The 18,133-nt window shown below is 54.0% G+C and carries 19 protein-coding genes and 1 pseudogene; 8 read left to right on the top strand and 12 right to left on the bottom strand.

The features are described from left to right. Positions 1 to 215 precede the first annotated feature (215 nt). Entirely contained in the window at positions 216 to 464 is a 249-nt protein-coding gene (locus tag H6B31_RS05810) for a hypothetical protein (RefSeq protein WP_233265681.1), read from the top strand. A 64-nt stretch (positions 465 to 528) separates the two neighbouring features. Here H6B31_RS05810 and H6B31_RS05805 read toward each other — a convergent pair whose 3' ends face one another. The 10 genes from H6B31_RS05805 to tet(W) form a co-directional block, all read right to left on the bottom strand. Continuing rightward, on the bottom strand, positions 529 to 723 hold the full coding sequence (locus tag H6B31_RS05805; protein WP_002596234.1) for a transposon-encoded TnpW family protein: 195 nt from the start codon (positions 721 to 723) through the stop codon (positions 529 to 531). 14 nt (positions 724 to 737) lie between these two features. Next, the gene (locus tag H6B31_RS05800; protein ID WP_002596233.1) at positions 738 to 1,580 is read right to left on the bottom strand and encodes an ATP-binding protein; all 843 of its coding nucleotides are present in this window, start codon (positions 1,578 to 1,580) and stop codon (positions 738 to 740) included. Further along, on the bottom strand, positions 1,577 to 2,371 hold the full coding sequence (locus H6B31_RS05795) for a replication initiator protein A (protein ID WP_006356266.1): 795 nt from the start codon (positions 2,369 to 2,371) through the stop codon (positions 1,577 to 1,579). Before H6B31_RS05795 ends, H6B31_RS05800 begins: the two co-directional genes overlap by 4 nt. Positions 2,372 to 2,443: 72 nt before the next feature. After that, on the bottom strand, positions 2,444 to 2,830 hold the full coding sequence (locus tag H6B31_RS05790; RefSeq protein ID WP_002596231.1) for a cysteine-rich VLP domain-containing protein: 387 nt from the start codon (positions 2,828 to 2,830) through the stop codon (positions 2,444 to 2,446). After that, a complete protein-coding gene (locus H6B31_RS05785) occupies positions 2,820 to 4,445 on the bottom strand; it encodes a relaxase/mobilization nuclease domain-containing protein (protein WP_002596230.1) in 1,626 nt (541 codons plus the stop codon). Before H6B31_RS05785 ends, H6B31_RS05790 begins: the two co-directional genes overlap by 11 nt. Next, positions 4,417 to 4,815, bottom strand: a complete 399-nt coding sequence (locus H6B31_RS05780) for a plasmid mobilization protein (RefSeq protein ID WP_002596229.1) — start codon at positions 4,813 to 4,815, stop codon at positions 4,417 to 4,419. Before H6B31_RS05780 ends, H6B31_RS05785 begins: the two co-directional genes overlap by 29 nt. Before the next feature lie 497 nt (positions 4,816 to 5,312). Next, positions 5,313 to 5,525 (bottom strand): helix-turn-helix domain-containing protein, encoded by a 213-nt coding sequence (locus tag H6B31_RS05775; protein WP_002586615.1) that lies wholly within the window; start codon positions 5,523 to 5,525, stop codon positions 5,313 to 5,315. Further along, positions 5,518 to 5,940, bottom strand: coding sequence for a sigma-70 RNA polymerase sigma factor region 4 domain-containing protein (locus H6B31_RS05770; RefSeq protein WP_002586616.1), 423 nt, complete (start codon positions 5,938 to 5,940; stop codon positions 5,518 to 5,520). The genes H6B31_RS05775 and H6B31_RS05770 overlap by 8 nt, the downstream gene beginning before the upstream one ends. Before the next feature lie 171 nt (positions 5,941 to 6,111). Beyond that, positions 6,112 to 6,879, bottom strand: a complete 768-nt coding sequence (locus tag H6B31_RS05765) for a class I SAM-dependent methyltransferase (RefSeq protein ID WP_002586626.1) — start codon at positions 6,877 to 6,879, stop codon at positions 6,112 to 6,114. Between the two features lie 50 nt (positions 6,880 to 6,929). Beyond that, positions 6,930 to 8,849, bottom strand: coding sequence for a tetracycline resistance ribosomal protection protein Tet(W) (gene tet(W), locus H6B31_RS05760; protein ID WP_002586627.1), 1,920 nt, complete (start codon positions 8,847 to 8,849; stop codon positions 6,930 to 6,932). A 659-nt stretch (positions 8,850 to 9,508) separates the two neighbouring features. Here tet(W) and H6B31_RS05755 point away from each other — a divergent pair. The 6 genes and pseudogenes from H6B31_RS05755 to H6B31_RS05730 all read left to right on the top strand — a co-directional run bounded on the left by H6B31_RS05755 (position 9,509) and on the right by H6B31_RS05730 (position 14,227). Then, on the top strand, positions 9,509 to 9,829 hold the full coding sequence (locus tag H6B31_RS05755; protein ID WP_204897678.1) for a gamma-glutamyl-gamma-aminobutyrate hydrolase family protein: 321 nt from the start codon (positions 9,509 to 9,511) through the stop codon (positions 9,827 to 9,829). A gap of 14 nt (positions 9,830 to 9,843) precedes the next feature. After that, positions 9,844 to 9,996: a hypothetical protein gene (locus H6B31_RS05750; RefSeq protein WP_204897677.1), complete on the top strand. Its 153-nt coding sequence runs from the start codon at positions 9,844 to 9,846 to the stop codon at positions 9,994 to 9,996. A 27-nt stretch (positions 9,997 to 10,023) separates the two neighbouring features. After that, a pseudogene (locus H6B31_RS05745) lies at positions 10,024 to 11,193 on the top strand (alanine/glycine:cation symporter family protein); the annotation flags it as partial. Between the two features lie 145 nt (positions 11,194 to 11,338). Then, complete coding sequence (locus H6B31_RS05740; protein ID WP_204897676.1) at positions 11,339 to 11,488, top strand: hypothetical protein; 150 nt, start codon at positions 11,339 to 11,341, stop codon at positions 11,486 to 11,488. Positions 11,489 to 11,523: 35 nt separating this feature from the next. Next, entirely contained in the window at positions 11,524 to 12,765 is a 1,242-nt protein-coding gene (locus H6B31_RS05735; RefSeq protein ID WP_204897675.1) for a M20 metallopeptidase family protein, read from the top strand. 55 nt (positions 12,766 to 12,820) lie between these two features. Then, positions 12,821 to 14,227, top strand: coding sequence for a YfcC family protein (locus H6B31_RS05730; RefSeq protein ID WP_204897674.1), 1,407 nt, complete (start codon positions 12,821 to 12,823; stop codon positions 14,225 to 14,227). Between the two features lie 156 nt (positions 14,228 to 14,383). Here H6B31_RS05730 and H6B31_RS05725 read toward each other — a convergent pair whose 3' ends face one another. Continuing rightward, entirely contained in the window at positions 14,384 to 15,541 is a 1,158-nt protein-coding gene (locus H6B31_RS05725) for an iron-containing alcohol dehydrogenase (RefSeq protein ID WP_204897673.1), read from the bottom strand. Between the two features lie 155 nt (positions 15,542 to 15,696). Beyond that, entirely contained in the window at positions 15,697 to 16,659 is a 963-nt protein-coding gene (locus tag H6B31_RS05720; RefSeq protein WP_204897672.1) for a LysR family transcriptional regulator, read from the bottom strand. A gap of 285 nt (positions 16,660 to 16,944) precedes the next feature. Between H6B31_RS05720 and H6B31_RS05715 the strand changes: the two genes are divergently transcribed. Next, positions 16,945 to 18,129 (top strand): pyridoxal phosphate-dependent aminotransferase, encoded by a 1,185-nt coding sequence (locus H6B31_RS05715; RefSeq protein WP_204897670.1) that lies wholly within the window; start codon positions 16,945 to 16,947, stop codon positions 18,127 to 18,129. Positions 18,130 to 18,133: the final 4 nt, after the last annotated feature.

Below are 18,133 nucleotides of genomic sequence, written 5' to 3'. Positions count from 1 at the left end.
AGGGCGGTAATGAGGTTTTGGGTGGCTTGTCTTAACATAAAATCCTCCGTTTCCGACAGCCAGCCCCACTATTCCGTGGTTTCATTGTACCACGGAACGGCGGGGGCTGTACAGCGGCAAAAGCGTTAAATTTGCTTCTTTACAGCTTTTCAATTTTCCGATTTTTATGGTATGGGTTGTCGTCCCATATTTGCAGTAGAAAAGTTCATAACTCCGTGGTATACTCTGATTTAACAAAAAAATCAGAAGTTAAAGGAGAAAACATGAAGTATACAATAGATGAATTAACCGCGGCCAAAAGGCAAATTGATTCAACTCTGCACAAGCTAAGAGAAACAGTAAAAACATTTGAATCAAAGGATAATTCCGAGCGTTATAAATCACAAATCACATTGGCAAAGAGAAGAATAAAAGCCTTTGAAATTGCAAATTATTTTATAGAGAATGAGATTAAGAATTGCTAAAGCACTTCCGATTTTCGTTCCAGCGGTCATGCTCCCTGGCATGGCCGCTTTTCCATGCCCCGGTTCACGCCGGATAAGTCGGCTCCTGTGTAGCAGCGGCTTCCGCTTCCAGTACCCGCGCCATTTTGTCGGCGGCTGTGGTTGTGGTGTCTTTCTTGAAATAGCCGGACACGACAAGGACGGAATTGCCCATGCGGATTTCCGTCACACAGTCAGGGCGGCGGGTGGTGCGGGTGTCGTGCTGCTTGTTATCTGCCATAGGCAATACTCCTTTCAGTCGGTAATCAGTTTCTTCATGCTCTCCATTTTCCGCTTGGCGGTTTCCTGCCGGAAGTTGTCGCCGGTAAAGCGTACCGGGACGCACATGGAAAGCAGGCGGTCATAAATCCGGGAATGGGCGGTGTCCTCCGGGTTGTGCAGGTCGTCCAGCGTAAGGTTGGTCGTGACGATCAGCGGCTTGCCGCTGCGGTAACGGCTGTCAATCACATTGAACACCTGTTCCAGCCCGTATTCCGTCCCGCGTTCCATGCCGAAGTCGTCAAGGATCAGCAGCGGATAACGACAAAGGCGGGAAATGTACTCGTTGCGCCCCTCAAAGCTGGCGGCAAGGTCATTGAGGATAAGAGCAAAGTTCGTCATGCGGACGGGGATTTCTTTCTCCATGAGGGCGTTTGCGATACAGCCTGCAAGGTAGCTTTTGCCGGTGCCTACGCCGCCCCAGAACAGGCAGCCGATATTGTCTGTCCGCATATCTTCCCAATGCTCCACATACCGGCGGGCAAGCCCGGTCTGCGGGTTCCTGCCGTTGTCGTTCTCGAAAGTCCAGTCCCGCATGGTGGGGTCGGTAAAGCCCCGGCGTTTCAGTTCTTCCACGGTGTCAAGGTGTCTGCGCCGCTTTTCGGCGGCTTCCCGTTCCTCGCGGGCGGTTCTCTGGCAGTCGCACTCTGCCGGGTGGCGGTCGCGCCCGAAGATAGCGGCCTTATCCGGCGCAAAATAGGCTTCTTTCGGCTTGCGGCACTTGCCGCAGTACAGTAAACCGTCCTCGCCGGTGTAGTCCTCCGGCTCCGGGATGGTGGTCGTCATATTCTCCAAAACCGCGTTGATTTCATTCTTCATAAACTCTCGCCCTCCTTGCATGAGTAGTCTGGTATGCCCTTTTTAGGGGCTTCCTTTTTGTCGTTCCCCGCCCATATCCGCAGGGCGGCGGCATAGTTCTGGTAGCTTTTCCCGTTGGCGGCAAGGTAGCGGCTCATTTCCTCGATGAACCGTTCCAGCCTGTCAGGGTACTCTGCCTGCAACTCGTCGTATTCGGTCTGTGACAGAAAAATATTTCCATATCGGCCATAGGGCGCGGACGGCCCCCCACTCACTCCCTTTGTTTGGCTCTCTGTAAGGTTGTTTATAGTAGTTTGGTTAGGGGACGGTTTTCCGACCATCATAAGGTCGGTTTTCTGACCATCAGTAGGACGGTTTTCCGGCTCTATGAGGGGCGGACTTCCGGCCATCAGTTGGTCTGAAAACTGTACCTGTGGCACTGGCGGTACTTTGACATAAAGCCGGTTCGGTGCGGAGAAGCCGCCCCGTTCCCGTTCCAACAGCCCCGCCGTGTCCAGTTCATTAAGCGCCCCCTTGATGGTGGTGCTGCCTTTATCCAGTATTTCTGCTATCTCCGCGATGGGATAGATAATATAAATCCTGCCCTCGTCGTCCAGCCACTTGTTTTTCTGGGAGAGGGTGGAACGGTCTAACAGCAGCGAATACAGCAGCTTGGCGGTCTGTGAAATCTCCATTTTCAGCAGGAAACGGGGATACGGCAGATAGGCGGGCAGCCGCGTGTCTGCCCTGATATAATCAGCGATAGGATCACCTCCCTGTGTTCGGGTTGATTTTGGCGTATTGTCACGCATTAAAACGCCGTTTCCGGGGGAAAAGGATAAATGTATCGCGTACCCTTTGACACCCACGAAAAAAGCCTTGATTTATGCGGGTTTGAAAGGCTCTAAAGCGTGACATCTCTGCCTTTGTTTCCGCTTTCTCTCGGCGGCTTTGATTTTCTTCATGCGCCCGGCGCAGTCGGGGCAGTATTTTCCCCGGTTGGATTTGGGGACAAAGGCCGCCCCGCAGACGGCACACCGTTTCCGGCTTCCCCGGCACAAGAGGGCTGCGGCCAGCTCCCCGTCAAGGGGCAGGACAGCCACACGGAACCAGTGGCACATGAGGGAAAAGGAAATGCTCTGGACGCACACGCAAGGCTCCCCGTCGTCCAATAGCAGGCAGTTCCCCTCATCGTAGTTACAGCACTCATGTACCAGCCGCCGCGCCCGCCGGTGCTGGCGGTAGTCCATGTGGGGCAGGTTATCGCTCATGGCTCTGCTCCTTTCTGCGGTGCGGCTCGTCCCGGCGCAAAATCTGGTCGATGTTCCGCTTGACGGTCTGCAACTCCTTGAACCGCTGTTTCTGTTCGTGATAGGTGTTATACAGGCCGTCTTTCTCGGAGATAAGCTGCTCGATCTCGGCCTGCAACGCTTTCCGGGCGGGCAGCTTGGTAATGCCATGCGCCTTGAAATACCGGGCTGCTGCGTCGGCTATGATAAAATCGCTCTCATGGGCCTGCCGGTATGCGGCGCGGGCTTTCTCGGATTTCTGTGCCCGCAGCCCGTCGCGGGCGGCCTTGGTCTGGGCGTAGGCCAACACCTGCCGCTGCAACTTCTTTTTCCCTTGCAGCTTCGTTTCCAGTGCTTTCAGTTCGCCGCTGGTCTGGCGCATTTTCTGATAGGCGGTGTCAACGGCGGCTTCTAACTGCTCCGGGGAAGTAAAGCCGTATTGCTGGTAGACGGACAGCGTTTTGGCGGCCTGCTTCAGATTGTGTATCTTCGCCCAGCGTTCATAGCCCCGGCCTTTGCCCTCGGCCATTTTCTGCTCAATGTCCACAAGCCGCTGCACTCCGTCCTGTTTCGGGGCGGCTATCTCGGCTCTGGCAACCTGCAAGCGGTCTTTTATGGTGCGTGGGGGATCGGGGGATCTGGCTGGCGCTTCGGCTGCTCTGGCGGCGTTTTGCTCTAAAACGGCAAAGACAGCGGCGCGGTCAAAATCGTCGCCCAGCTTCCGGGCGGTAATTGGCTTTGTCCTGTCCGGCGTGAGGTAGGAAAGCCGCCCCCGGCTCTCCTTGACGGTCACACCCTCCTGCAGCAACAGAGAGGAAAACTCGTCAAAGCTGGCGGCGGTGGCAAGGGCTTTCCGTAGGGTCTGCCGCAGCTTCTCCTTGTTCGTTTCAAACTTGGTCTGCCGGGGCGTGATACTATCGGCAATCATGGGGGCGTTCTGCTTGTCCAGCGCGGCCTGTCCCTTTTTCTGCGCCCAATACTCCCGGTCGGTGACGCGGTTCTTGCTGCCGTTCAAGAGGTCGATTTGATAAAGCCCCTCCCGGTGGCACATCTCCATGACTTCGGATTTGAAGTAGCGCAGGGCAGCGTCGGTACATCGGTGCTTGCAGCCGACTTTCGTATCGGCCGGCCTGTCCATGTAGGGCAGGAACGGCACTTCCTCAATCCGCAGGCTGTTTATGACGATATGCACATGAATGTTGCCGCTGTGGTTATGCCCGTCCGGGTGGGTGCAGACAAGGGCCTGGTGGCCGGGAAAATGCTCTTTACAGAATTGTTCCCCCAACGCCTGCGCCCGGTCTACGGTCAGGCCGTTGTCCGGCCCGTCCCGCGGGTCAAAGCTGATGATGTAGTGGTGGCTTTTCACATCTTCCCGCCGCTGGTTTTTCTGATAGCGGAGATTGGCCCGCATACACGCAACGGCAAAATCCTCCCCGTCGCAGTTCAGCGTGGACAGCCGGTAGTCCTCGCGGGGGATAAGCCTGCCGGTTTCATCAAGGACGGGCTTCATGGTAAACTCGTCATGCTCAAAGAGCAGATATTGTTCGGCGGCTCCGTAGTCGGCGTTTTTAGAGTTGATATGCTTGAGTGTTGCCAACCGCGTCACCTACTTTCTTGAGGACTTCATACTTGAGGACGGCAAGGTCGGATATGGCGGCGCGTACCTCGCCGGAAAGGGTGTTGTAGGGTACGCCGTATTCGTTCAGATACCGGGCAATCTGATTGAGGTTGCCGCCGATCCTGCCGTACTCGGCTGTCAGCTTCCCGACAGCGGAAAGCAACTCGTCATTGACCGACGACACATGGACAACCGGGCGTATGGTCGCCCGCCGTATCGCCTGCCGGAGAAATTCGGACTGGCTGATACCATAGGGCGCAAGCCGCGCTGTGAAGTCGGCATACTCATCTTCGGACAGCCGGGTTTTCACAACGCGGCTGCGGTGGGGCGTGTTGTATTTCTTTCGCATGGTGTGACCTCCTTTCTCGCCCGTAAGGGCGCATGAGCAGGGTTTGGGGAAGGCACTCCCCAACAAGTTTCCCGCGAGGGGCAAAACTGCAGAATTGCGGATTTTGGCACCGTGGTAGAAACTTGCTCTCCGTGACTGCAAACTTTCTCTCACTTCCGTCCGCCACTTTTTTGGAAAACTGCAACCACAAAAGTTTGTTTCTCTTTTTCTGCTACTACTAATCCTGTAAAGGGCATTCCTGCCCGCTTTCGCTAAAATGACACCGGACGCAGTGGTTTCTACCCGGTGTTGGAGAAATCCTTTCTCTTTGCCCTCTACTACGGGTAAATGCTCCAAATGCCAAACACCAGGGCAGAAAAATTCCCTCCTCGCTTACTACTACAACCGGCAGGGGGCAAAATGGCCGGGAGCGGAGCCGGACAACAAAAAAAGCAGTAAATCTTTTTCAAGACTTACTGCTTTCGCTGGCCGCGTCGGTGGCGGCTGGTATTCAGTTTTTATGACTTGTCCGGTGGTTCGTCAAGCCGGAACTTGAATTGACAGTCAATTAACCGCTGCTTTACATAGTCCTCCACCTCGGCGTTGACCTGCCCGTTCACTTTTGAGAAATAGCGGATATATCCGGCGTAGTGGAGCAGGACAGCGTTCACGGCTTCTGGGTCGCCCTCACGGGCTTTGAGGATTGTTTCATAGGGGAGAAGTCTACTCATACCGGCTCACCCCCATTTCTTCGCGTAGCCGCTGCAAGGCAAGCTGGATATGCCGCCCCGCTGTGCTGCGTGACCGGCCAATACACGCGCCGATCACGCGCTGCGGCTGGCGCAGAAAGTAATAGCGCAGGATTTCTTCCCGCGTCTGCTCCGGCAAAACAGAGATCGCGTCGGCAAGGGCGGCGTTGCAGAGCAGGACGGTCTGACCGCAGACGGTAAATGGGTATTCCTCGTCCGGCTCCGACGCGGCAAACTGGACAAACTTCTCGTTCATCAGATAGTCAAGGGAAACTTGCCGTTCCCATTGCCGTTTAAGCTTCAAAATCTTGTCCAAGGCGGCACAGCGGATAACAGTCTTGCAAAAGGCGTTGTACCTGCGCTGGATATATTCTTGATAGGCTATCTGGTCGGTCATGGAAATTCCCCTTTCTGAATAATAGTGCGGGGCGGTGGCACTTCTTGCTGTCGCCCCTTGATTGCCTACCAGCAAAGGCGGGCGGGGCTGTCAACGGCTGCGCATATGCGCCGTTCATCTTGACCGTTGACTGGCTCGGCTGGGTTTGCTATTTACCCGACAAACTTGAATTTATTTTAAGCTATCACGTTTTACCTTCTTAAGCCTTACTATCATTACCATAGGAATTTCTTTGTTGGTTTTAAAACATTCTTCATAAAATCCATCAATGACAAATCCAGCTCTAAAACAAAGGTTAAAAATATCTTGTATGGAACGATGATAATAAATCTGCTCTTTCGGTTGCCCTTCAATCGCTATATCATAGTAACTGTGCGGTGTCATATATTTTTCAGTCAACGTGACAAAACAAGGGTGTTGCGTTGCAAAGACAAAAATTCCGCTTTCCTGCAACAGTTCATAAACAGCCATAAGAAGTGGTTCAATATCCGTAATATCCATAATTGCCATATTAGAAACTGCTTTCGTAAAGGCTCGATTTCTTTTTAATTCTAATATACTTTTTCTATCGGTCGCATCCGCCACACAAAATTCAATTTGTTTTGCATATTGTGATTGCCGTCTTTTAGCCAATTCTATCATTTTTTTGCTGTAATCAAAAGCGACAACCGAAGCGCCTCTTTGTGCAAGATACGAAGAATAATTTCCATTGCCACACGCAATATCCAAAATGTAATCCGCAGGATTAGGAGATAGAAGTTCCGTTACTTTGGGACGCACTACCTCTCTGTGAAATTCATTAGATTCGTCACCCATTGCATTATCCCAAAATTGTGCGTTCTCCTCCCAGATTTTTTTACTTTCCTCTGTTCCCATGTTCTCTCCCACTCCCCAAATTTGCTTTTTTGCTTCCATTAAATCTTCCTTACTATATTCCATTGTTACCCTCCATAACTTCTGATTGTTGCCGTCTTGACGATTATGTATCTTTACATTACCTTCTGAAACATATGGCGCACCTTGTCCAGGCGGCTGTTTGGACGGCGGGGCTGGATGACCGGCTGACCGACAGCGGCCTGATATCCTTTCAGCTCTGTAAGGCATACGCTCCGCCCGTTGGTGTAAAAGGCCAGATCAGTACGGTATGCCTGTATACAGCGGGCGGGAATCTCGCCAGTAAAGACAACTTCATCCTTTTTTACCTGGGCCGTTTCGATGGTGGCACAGTATTTCGGTGCATCATGATAAGCCCTGGAAAGGTATTCCTGGGGCGCATAGAGGATGAAGGAGAGATAAGGTTCCAGCAGCTGCGTCCCCGATTCCTTCAATGCCTGTTCCAATACAATCGGGGCCAATGAGCGGAAGTCCGCCGGCGTGCTGACCGGACTGTAATAAAGCCCGTATTCAAAGCAAATCTTACAGTCCGTTACGTTCCAGCCGAACAAGCCCTGCTCCAGCCCGTAACGGATACCATCCCTGACAGCGTTTTGAAAACTCTGGTTCAAGTATCCCAGCGAAACCCGGCTCTCGTATTGTACACCGGAGCCAAGCGAGAGTGGTGTAACAGACAGTCCTATGGATGCCCAAAACGGGTTGGGCGGCACCTCGATATGGATGGTGTGGCTGGCTGCTTTGAGCGGCCGCTCCATATAAATGACGGAGGGTTCCTTTACCACTGTTTCAAGCTTGTATTTTTCCGACAGCAAAGCGGAAACAACCTCCAACTGCACCCGGCCCAAAAAAGAAAGAATGATCTCATGGGTGATGGAATCCACTTCGCAACGCAAAAGCGGGTCAGTATCCGCAAGTTGCGTAAGAGCGTCCAGCAGCCGTTCTCTTTGCGCTGCCGTTTTCGGCGCAATCGTCGTCCGCAGCATGGGGAGGGGGTCCTCGCGCCACCTTTTACGAGGGAGCCGGGTTTGGTCCCCTAATACATCGTTTAACCTCACGCTGTCGCTGGGAAGGATAACAATTTCACCCTGATAAGCGGTGTCTGTCCGAACAATTTCCCCTTTGGATGGAATACGCATCTCTGTGATTTTCAGCTTTTCTCTCCCGGCCAGGGCCACCGTATCCCGCAGGCGCAGCGTTCCGCTGTATAACCGTAGATAGACACGCCGCTGGCCGCAATCGGTGTACTCAACCTTGAAAACGCTGCCGCATAGGGCGGCGCCCCCCTGTTCCCCAATCGGTTGGAACAGCCCTGTCACCGCATCCATCAACGGTTGAATGCCAAGGCCATTTTTGGCGCTGCCATGATAGACTGGGAACAGGGAGGCGTCTTGAACCCGCTGCTGTTCCTCCCGCGCAAGTTTTTCCCGGCTGATTGGTTCTCCTGCGATATACTTTTCCAATAATTCATCGTTATTTTCGATGACCGCATCCCATGCTTCTATGTCGGTATTTTCCTCCAGGACTATTTCCGGGGACAGCGACACCGTCTGCTTGATGATAATATCGGCGGAGAGCTTATCCCGAACAGACTGAACCACGCTCTGCAAATCAACGCCAGCCTGGTCGATCTTGTTGATAAAGATAACGGTGGGAATGTTCATTTTCCGCAGGGCATGGAACAGAATACGGGTCTGGGCCTGCACGCCATCTTTAGCGGAGATCACCAAGATGGCCCCATCTAAAACAGCCAAAGAGCGGTACACCTCCGCCAAAAAATCCATGTGGCCGGGCGTATCCACAATGTTAACTTTACATCTGTGCCACTGGAAGGAAGTGACTGCCGCTTGAATGGTAATCCCACGCTGCCGCTCCAAAAACATGGTGTCCGTCCTCGTTGTCCCTTTTTCGACGCTCCCCGGTTCTGAAATGGCTCCGCTGGCATATAGCAGGCTCTCCGTCAAGGTCGTCTTTCCAGCGTCTACATGGGCAAGAATTCCAATATTGATTATTTTCATGTGATTGTCCTCCCTTTACAGCCCCAAAGGGCATAAAAATCCCCAGCAGTAAAATACTTTTACCACTGGGGATTATAAGTTGCGGACATACACATATACAGCATACACCTGTTTGTGATTGCTGTTTTTGGGGATATGTCAAAATTGATAAGGCAAAAGTATTCTTAAATTGGGTACAAAAAACTAAGCCCCTACAAAAGGAGCTATCATAATCCTTTGTTCCCACTATTTGATTATAGTTTTATTTAAGAATACCTTGCCGCATATTTTTTACTCCTTTTCTGGATTAAATCATTGTATCACATCAGTTTTAGGAAAGCAAGTACCTAAAAGAAATTTTTCTTCCCCTTATATGTAACAATCATACCGGCTTCCTAGCGTTCAGAATGTTTTCTGCTGTCTGCTGTGGTGTTTGGTTGGAATTGTCCAACCAAAAGCCGATCCGTGGTGTTGTCTGCATTTTACTAAATACAAATTCAATGTATACAGAAAGATATAAGGAGTGGGAGGGATTCCGCCGTAGTTGGCATTGTAGGAAAATCCAAAAGTTTAGATTTTCCCACAATGCTTATCTTTTGGTCTTTGGTTCGGAATAGTGTAGTGCTGGCGGTCTATCTCTTGTTTTCGGTTGCTTGCTTCCTTACCGTACATGAGCATTTATGTATGAGATGTATGGAGAAAAGATGAAGATCAACAGCGGTCACCACCAGGCGCTGAAGCGCCTGGCTGATGGCTTCCGCGTCTCTCAAATCTGGTGCGCTGACGAAACTAAGGAGGCCGATTACATCCAGTTAGCCCAAAGCGGAAAGCTCCGGGAGGGCAGCAGCGAATGTATCATTGAGGCTGTCTATCATGAAAGTCTTCCCATTGTAGGTCTCCAGTGGCACCCAGAGATGGGGGGAGATATGCTGTGCAAGCACCTGGACCTGACAAAGGTCGTCCGGTATTTCTATAGTCTGATGGATCACAGCAAGAGCTGAATGGGAGGTGTACCATGGAAATTTTAACTGCCATTTATAACGGGATTATGGGGTTCACCTCCTGGATGTGGAGCCTTCCGCTGTTGATTATCCTGATGGGCGGCGGTCTGATCATTACAGTGGCCTGTGATTTCGTACAGTTCAAGCACTTTGGCTTTATGCTGTAAAAGACCTTTGGCAGCGCCCGGAAGGGGAATAGCGGAAAAGAAGGCAGTATCTCCGGCGTCCAGGCAATGGTGGCCACTCTGGCCAATACCATCGGCACCGGCAATATCGTGGGCGTGGGCAGCGCCATTGCCATCGGCGGTCCGGGCTCCGTGTTCTGGATGTGGGTGATTGGATTTGTGGCCATGGCCCTGAAATATGCCGAGGCCACTCTAGCGGTTGCTACCCGCACCAAGGACCAAGACGGAAACTGGCAGGGCGGCGCTAACCGCTATCTGTCCCAGGTGTGGAAACCCCTGGGCCTGATCTGGGGCTTTTTCTTTGTGATCAGCTCACCCATTGCCTGTGGAACACATGCGGCCGCTATCGTGGACTCCGCGGAGACCTTCCACATTCCTACCATTGCCTCAACTGTTGTATTCGCCATCATTGTGGTCTTTGTCATCCTGGGCGGCGTGAAAATGCTGGTCAAGGTGACTGATAAGCTGGTCCCCATCATGGCGGTGATCTATGTGCTGGCCGGGCTGCTGGTTATCATTCTGAACATCGACAATCTGATTCCCACTTTGGTCAGTATCTTCACCAATGCTTTCACCGGGACGGCGGCCGTGGGCGGCTTTGCCGGTTCCACCCTGAGTACAGCTATCTCTATCGGCTGCGCTCGAGGGATCTATTCCAACGATGGCGGCAACGGCGTTTCCAGCATTCTTCATGCCCAGGCCGATGTAGATCACCCCGTGGAACAGGGCATGTACGGTATCTTTGAAGTGTTTGCCTGCACGCTGGTGATCTGCTCCTTCACCGCATTAGTGGTGCTGTGTACCGGCGAGTGGCAGAGCGGCGCCCCTGGATCGGTCCTGGCCATCAACGCATTCGGAACTATTGGCCCCGTGGGCCATGTTATCGCGGCCATCAGCTTGATTCTCTTCGCCGCATCCTCCGCCCTATCCATCGCCACAGCCTCCGGCGTCTCCGCCTATGGTATGTTTGGCAATGCCGCCAAATGGATTATCCAGGTCCTGGTAGTGGGCGGCTGTGTGGTGGGAGGTCTGATCGGTGTAGATGCGGCTCTTCCCTACGTGGATGTGCTGAATATGGTCATCATCACAGTCAATGTTGGCGGCACGATGTTCTTTGTCAAGAAGCTGCGGGAACTAACCCTCGATTTCTTCCGCAGCAGGAAAGACAAGTTGAATTAACAGCCTTTCTTATATGTAGCAACTATTTTCTAATCCCCCATTTCTACCGCGGGCAGGGCCAGGACTTTTGCCCTGGCCCTGCCCATTTGGGGCAAAACAGACGGGAGAAGGGACTCTTCTGGGCCGCCCCGAGGAAGAAGCTTTCTTGATCGAGAGCTTTCACCATAAAATCCTCCCGGTGATGGCAGTGCAGTGGCACCCGGAGATGATGGTAAGCGTCCCTCTGCCGGACACCTCTGATCCCATGCCGGTTTTTCGCCATTTTTATCAGATGATTGCAGCTAAAACCACTTAAGTACCATTTAGTCAAAAAAGGAGAGGAGCACGGTTATGTTTGAATTTGAGCAAGAAATCCAGTCTCTAAGCGGAGAACTGTTTGAGATCTACAAAGATCTGCATATGCACCCTGAGCGGGGACATACAGAGTTCCGCACCGGAAAAATCGTTGCCGACTATCTGCGGGAGTGCGGTCTGGAGGTACAGACCGAGGTAGGCATCACCGGTGTGGTAGGGCTGCTGGACTCCGGAAAACCGGGGAAAACTCTGCTGATCCGGGCAGACATGGATTGTCTGGGCATCCCCGAGGAGAGCAATCTGCCGTATCGCTCCGTTAATGAAGGATTGGCCCATGCCTGCGGCCACGATGCTCACACCGCCATGCTTCTGGGGGCAGCTAAGGTCCTTTCCCAACATAAAGAAGCTTTTTCTGGAAAGATCAAATTTGTTTTTCAGCCCAATGAGGAGAACTACTTAGACGACCACCCCATCCGAGCCATGGTTTTAGATAAAGGCTACCGCTGGCTATCTCCAGACGCGGGGCTGGGCGGCGCCGGCTGCATGATCCAGGATGGAGTGATGGATGGCGTGGACGCCTGCTTTGCGATCCATGTCCAGCCCAATGTGCCTCTTGGAAGTGTCTACATCGCCAAGAAAGAAGCCTGTGCCTCCACAGACTTTATGGATGTGACGATCCAGGGCAAAGGGGGGCACGGGTCCATGCCTCAAAATGCCATTGATCCCGTCCCCGCTTTGGCCGAGATGATCCAGGCCCTGTATATCCTCCCCACCCGAGTCGCCAGCGGTGCGGAAAAGTGGGTGTTCCATATCGGCGCAGTAGAGACCCCCGGCTCCATTGCCAGCGCTGTAGCTGACAAGGCAGTGATCCACTTTGGTTACCGAGCTTTTAATGACGAAACCCGTGCCCTGTTTACCAAACGGATCGAGGAGTTGGTGCCCCACATTGCCGCGGCCCATCAGTGCACCTCCTCGATTGTACACGGCATCGGATACCGCCCCACCATCAACGATGAGGACATGTCTGCTCTGGTGGCAGAGAGCTGCCGCAAAGTTCTGGATGCTGATAAGGTCATTTACAGCGACGAGCCTAATATGACCGCGGAAGATGTTGGAGAATTCTTCCGCCTGGCGCCCGGCTGCATCCTTTGGCTGGGGACCGGCGTAGGAGAAAATCCGCCAGCCCTCCACAATCCCGCGTTCTGCGTAGACCCCGCGGCCCTGCCGATCGGTGTCAGCGTTCATGTTTCGACCGCGCTCACATACCTTAATCGATAAGCTGGCGGACCGATATTGGCGGCCATGAAAGAAGCAAATAGGAGGAACGATTACAATGTCAAATAAAGACGGGAAACAGAAAAAAGAAAAGAAACCGTTAAACTCCATTCTTGTCCTGTTGATCCTCACCGTTGTGATTGCTGTATTGACTTGGCTTATCCCAGCGGGCAGCTATGAACGGATCGAGGAAGCCGGACGTCAGGTCGTAGATCCCTCTACCTTCCAGTTTATTGAGGGAAGTCCCACCAGTATTTTTGACTTGTTCCGTGCGCTTCCCTATGGTATGAGCAATGCCTCTCTGCTGATTGTCGCGTTTATGATTACCGGCGGCGCGATTGAGGTCCTTCAGCGTACAGGAGCAATCAATGTTGGGATCGCCCGCGTCATCCAAAAAGTGGGGGTGAACCGGGGCGACATTATTCTCGTCCTGATGTTTTATCTGTTCGCCGCTATGGGTGCGTTCCTTGGTTTTGTAGAGGGGGCCATTCCGTTCATGCCAATCGCCATCGCGGTATCTGTGGGGCTGGGATATGACTCTATGGTAGGCGTCGGGATTTCTTTGGTCGGCGCAGTCTCCGGCTTTATCAGCGGGGCCACCAGTCCCACAAACGTGGGCCTCGCCCAAACGATTGCCGGACTGGAGCTTTTCTCTGGCATCGGCATGCGCCTGATCATTTTTGTTGTTGTCCCTGCCATCGCTTTAATCTATATTCTGATGTACGCCCGGCGGGTCAAAAAGAATCCTGCCAGGAGCTTGGTGGCCGGGATGGACACCTCTGAATTCTCCTTTGACCTTGGCGAATTGAAAGACAAACCCTTTACAGTCGGCCATGCCGTCAGCCTTCTGGCACTGGCGGGAGCCCTGGTCCTGTTTGTGATTGGCTCGATGAACTGGGGATGGGCTTTTCTGGAGATGGGCGCATTGTTCTTTATTGTGGCCATCGTCGGCGGAATTGCAGGCGGCCTGTCCGCAGATGAAATTATCAACACCTTCACCAAGGGCGTAAGCGGCATGGTAAGCTCTTGTCTGGTATTGGGCATCTCTTATGGCATTGCCTGGCTGCTCAGCGAAGCCAGCGTTTTGGACACCATCGTCTACTATATCTCTCAGCCTTTGGCGTCGCTCCCTGCGCAAGTTTCTGTCATCGGTATTTTTGTGGCGATTATGTTCATCAATCTGTTTATCCCATCTGCCTCCGGTAAAGCCGCCATTGTTATGCCCATTGTGCTGCCCATCGCGGATATTATGGGGATCACAGCTCAAACAGCCGTATTGGCCTATCAGTTCGGCGACGGCATCACTAATATGTGTACGCCTCTTATGGGAGTCCTGATGCTGGCTCTGTCCATGGGCAAGATCCCCTTTTCCAAATGGGAGCGGTTTATCCTTCCCCTGATTGCGGTTCTTATTGTCATAGCCTGTATCTTCCTGTTCGTTGCTGTCCAAATTGGGTATCAGTAATACGGGAAACGAGCAAGACCTCCCTTTGCGGGCAGGGCCGGGACAAAAGTCCCGGTCCTGCCCTTTTTGTGACTGACCGAAAAATAAAAATGGAGCGCCGCCGTCCTCAAAAAAGGACGGCGGCGCTCCGAATATAGGGAAGGAAGAAATGGTATGTTATTCGCCCTCATAGGCCTGGCGGTATACCTCAATGATTTGCTCCTTGGTGGCGGTGCGGGGGTTGGTGAGGCTGCACACGTCCTTCATGGCGTTCTCGGCCATGACGGCGAAGTCCTCGGGCTTTACGCCCAGCACCTTCAGGTTGGCGGGGATACCCAGTCGCTGGCTCATGCGCTTGACGGCGGCAATGCCCTCCTCGGCGGCGGAGGAGCAGGACATGCCCTCGCCCCGCACCCCCATGGCAATGGCGATCTCTTTGAAGCGGGTCATGTTGCCGATGAGGTTGAACTTCATTACATGGGGCAGCAGCACCGCGTTGCACACCCCGTGGGGCAGATTGTAGAAGCCGCCCAGTTGGTGGGCCATGGCGTGGACGTAGCCCAGGGAGGCGTTGTTGAAGGCGATGCCCGCCAAATACTGGGCGTAGGCCATCTTGTCCCGGGCCTTCATGTAATTGCCGTTGGCCACCGCCTTGGGCAGGTAGTGGGTAATCATCTGGATGGCCATGGTGGCCGCCGCGTCGGTGAGGGGGTTGGCGTTGGTGGACACATAGGCCTCAATGGCGTGGGTGAGGGCGTCCATGCCGGTGGCAGCAGTGAGGGCGGGGGGCATCCCGCGCATCAGCTCCGGGTCATTGATGGCGATTTGAGGGGTGACCCGCCAGTCCACAATGGCCATCTTCACCTTCCGGCTGGTGTCGGTGATGATGCAGAACCGGGTGATCTCCGAGGCGGTACCGGCGGTGGTGTTCACCGCCATCAGGGGCATCAGGGGGCGGCCGGACTTGTCAATGCCCTCATAGTCGTGGATGGTTCCTCCGTTGGCGGCCACCATACCGATGCCCTTGGCGCAGTCGTGGGAGGAGCCGCCGCCCAAGGAGAGAATGGAGTCGCAACCGTTCTCCTGAAACACCGCCACGCCGGAAGCCACGTTCTTGTCAGTGGGGTTGGGCTCGGCCCCGTCAAAGACAATAGAGTCCACCCCCGCCTGAGCCAGGATCTCCTGGAGTTGTCCGGCCATACCGCTCTTGGCCAGGAAGGCGTCGGTGACGATCATGGTCTTGGTGCCGCCCAGGCTGCGCATCAGCTGCCCCGCTTCCTTGGACGCACCTATTCCGAACACGTTTCGGGTGGGAAGAAAATAGTAGGTTGACATAGAAATACCTCCTTGCTCACATGCACAAAGCTCCTCGTTTTTGAAAGTTTTCCGCTCTCAACTTTCAAATTTGAGATAGCCCCATTATAGCGTCAAGGAGGTATCATGTCTAATTGGAAAAAGAATATCCCATTATAAGAAAATACATATAACGATTATAATATCTCTGAGTGATGCGTTAATAAGCTTTTGCTCCACATAAAGTCATTGAGCTTCTTTTGCACTGGACTGGCCTTGTACTTCAGACAGGACAAATAGATGGGACGGACAGCGGCGGGGCTGTCCAGCTGGTAAAACACCACGCTGTCGGTGGGGGCCACGTACTCGGGGATGGTGGAGCGCAGGAAGGACACCCCCTGTCCCTCACACACCAGGTAGTAGGCGGTCATCATCTGGGTCAGGTAGACGGAAACCCGGGGGAGGAAGCCGGCGTTCCGGCACAGCTCCATGCTCCGGTCATAGATATCGTTCCCCTGCTGGAGCAGCAGAAAGGGCTCGTCCCGGAAGGCCTGGAGGGGGACCGGGGGCTTTTTGCAGCCGGGCTCGTTGCGCTTGAGCAGTTCGTCAAAGGTATAGCAGTGCTGGGCCAGCTCTTTGTTAATGGAGAAGCGGGCAGGAACAGCTAAAACGATCTCCTCGCTGCACCAGGCCACCGACTGGATTTTGGGATCCTGAATGGACTCCGCCTCCAGGAAAAAATCCAGCTTTCGCTCTGCTAATGCCTGGAACATGTCGGAAGCCCGCCCCTCAGTGAGGGTAAGGGTAATCTGAGGGTTCTGTTCCCGGAAGTCCTGAAACAGCTGAGGCAGAACATAGGTGCAGAAAAACATGGAGCTGCCCACGCGCAGTTGGGTCCCAGGCCCATTGAGGGCGGCGAAGTGCTCCCGCATGTCCTCCTCTATGGCCATGACCTTCTCCACCTGCCGGATATAGTACTCCCCGGCGGGGGTCAGGGAGATGGGGTTGGTGCTCCGGTCAAAGAGAGGGGTCTTGATCTCCTGCTCCACCTTTTTCACCACCGAGCTCAGCCAGGGCTGGGAGACGAACAGCTTCTGGGCCGCCTTGGAGAAGCTGCGCTCCTGGTAGATGGCGTAGATGTACTCCTTATAGTTTAACATTAAATCTCCCCCTGCCTCGCTCTGTGAATGTTTGAACGGCAGACCCGAAAATTCATACGGATTATATCAAAAATTTGAATCTACTGCAATGTGCCTCTCTCCGGAAAAGAGGCATTACGCCGTGTTTTTCCATACGAATTTCCTTATATCGTTTTAAAGTAATTCAAATTTTACAAAAAAGACAGTACGGTTTATGCTGTACTCAAGCAAGGCGCTGTAGAACAGCGGCACGGAATCGGTCCCTTTCCACCGACGGAAAAACCAAAATTGAAAGGACGATACATCATGAACTATCACATTGCGGCCCGGATGGACCGGATGGCCCCCTCGGGCATCCGGAAGGTGAACGAGAAGGCCCTGGCTATGGAGCGGGCGGGAGAGAAGGTCCTCCACTTTGAGATCGGCCGCCCCGACTTCGACACCCCGGAGTACATCAAAGAGGCGGCCAATCAGGCCCTGGCCCAGGGGAAGGTCCACTACACCTCCAACTTCGGCCTGATGGAGCTGCGCCAGGCCATCGCCGGCAAGCTCAAGCGGGAGAACCACATCGACTATCAGGCCAGCGAGGTGCTGGTCACCGTGGGATTGTCCGAGGCGGTGTTCGCCGTGCTGGCCGCCCTGCTGGACGAGGGGGACGAGATCCTGGTGCCCGACCCGGTGTGGCTCAACTACATCAACGTGCCCAACCTGCTGGGGGCCAAGGCCGTCACCTACAGCCTGAAGGAGGAGAACGGCTACCAGATGGACCTGGACGAGGTGCGGGAGAAGATCACCCCCAAGACCCGGGCCGTGGTCATCGTCACCCCCAACAACCCCACCGGCGGCGTGCTGGAGCGGGGGGTGCTGGAGGAGCTGGCCGAAATCGTGAAGGAGCACGGCCTGATGGTCATTGCGGATGAAATTTATGAGCGCCTGGTGTACGACGGGGCCGAGCATGTAAGCATCGCCTCCCTCCCTGGCATGAAGGAGCGCACCTTCACCCTGAACGGCATGTCCAAGGCCTATGCCATGGACGGCTGGCGGCTGGGCTATGTGGCCGCCCCGGAGGAGTACATCACCGTGATGAACAAGTTCCACCAGCACAACACCACCTGCGCCCCCAGCTTTGTCCAGGCGGCCGCCATCGCCGCCCTCACCCAGGAGGGGGACGAGGTGAAGGAGATGGTACAGGAGTACCAGCGCCGCCGGGACTATGCGGTGCAGGCCATCAACGCCATCGACGGCATCCACTGCCTGTGCCCCAAGGGCGCCTTCTACATCTTCATCAACTGCAGGGAGCTGGGCAAGTCCTCGGCGGAACTGTCCCAGTATTTCCTGGAGGAGGCCAAGATCGCCCTGGTGCCCGGGGACGTGTTCGGCCCCGGCGGGGAGGGCTATCTGCGCATGTCCTTCGCCGCCAGCTATGAAAGCATTGTGGAGGGCTGCCGGCGGCTGAAGGAGGCCGTGGCCGCCCTGCGAAGTGTGAATTAAAGGG

This window comes from Pseudoflavonifractor capillosus, assembly GCF_016899775.1.
Lineage (GTDB): Bacteria > Bacillota > Clostridia > Oscillospirales > Oscillospiraceae > Lawsonibacter.
This window is presented reverse-complemented; position numbering and strand designations above follow the sequence as displayed.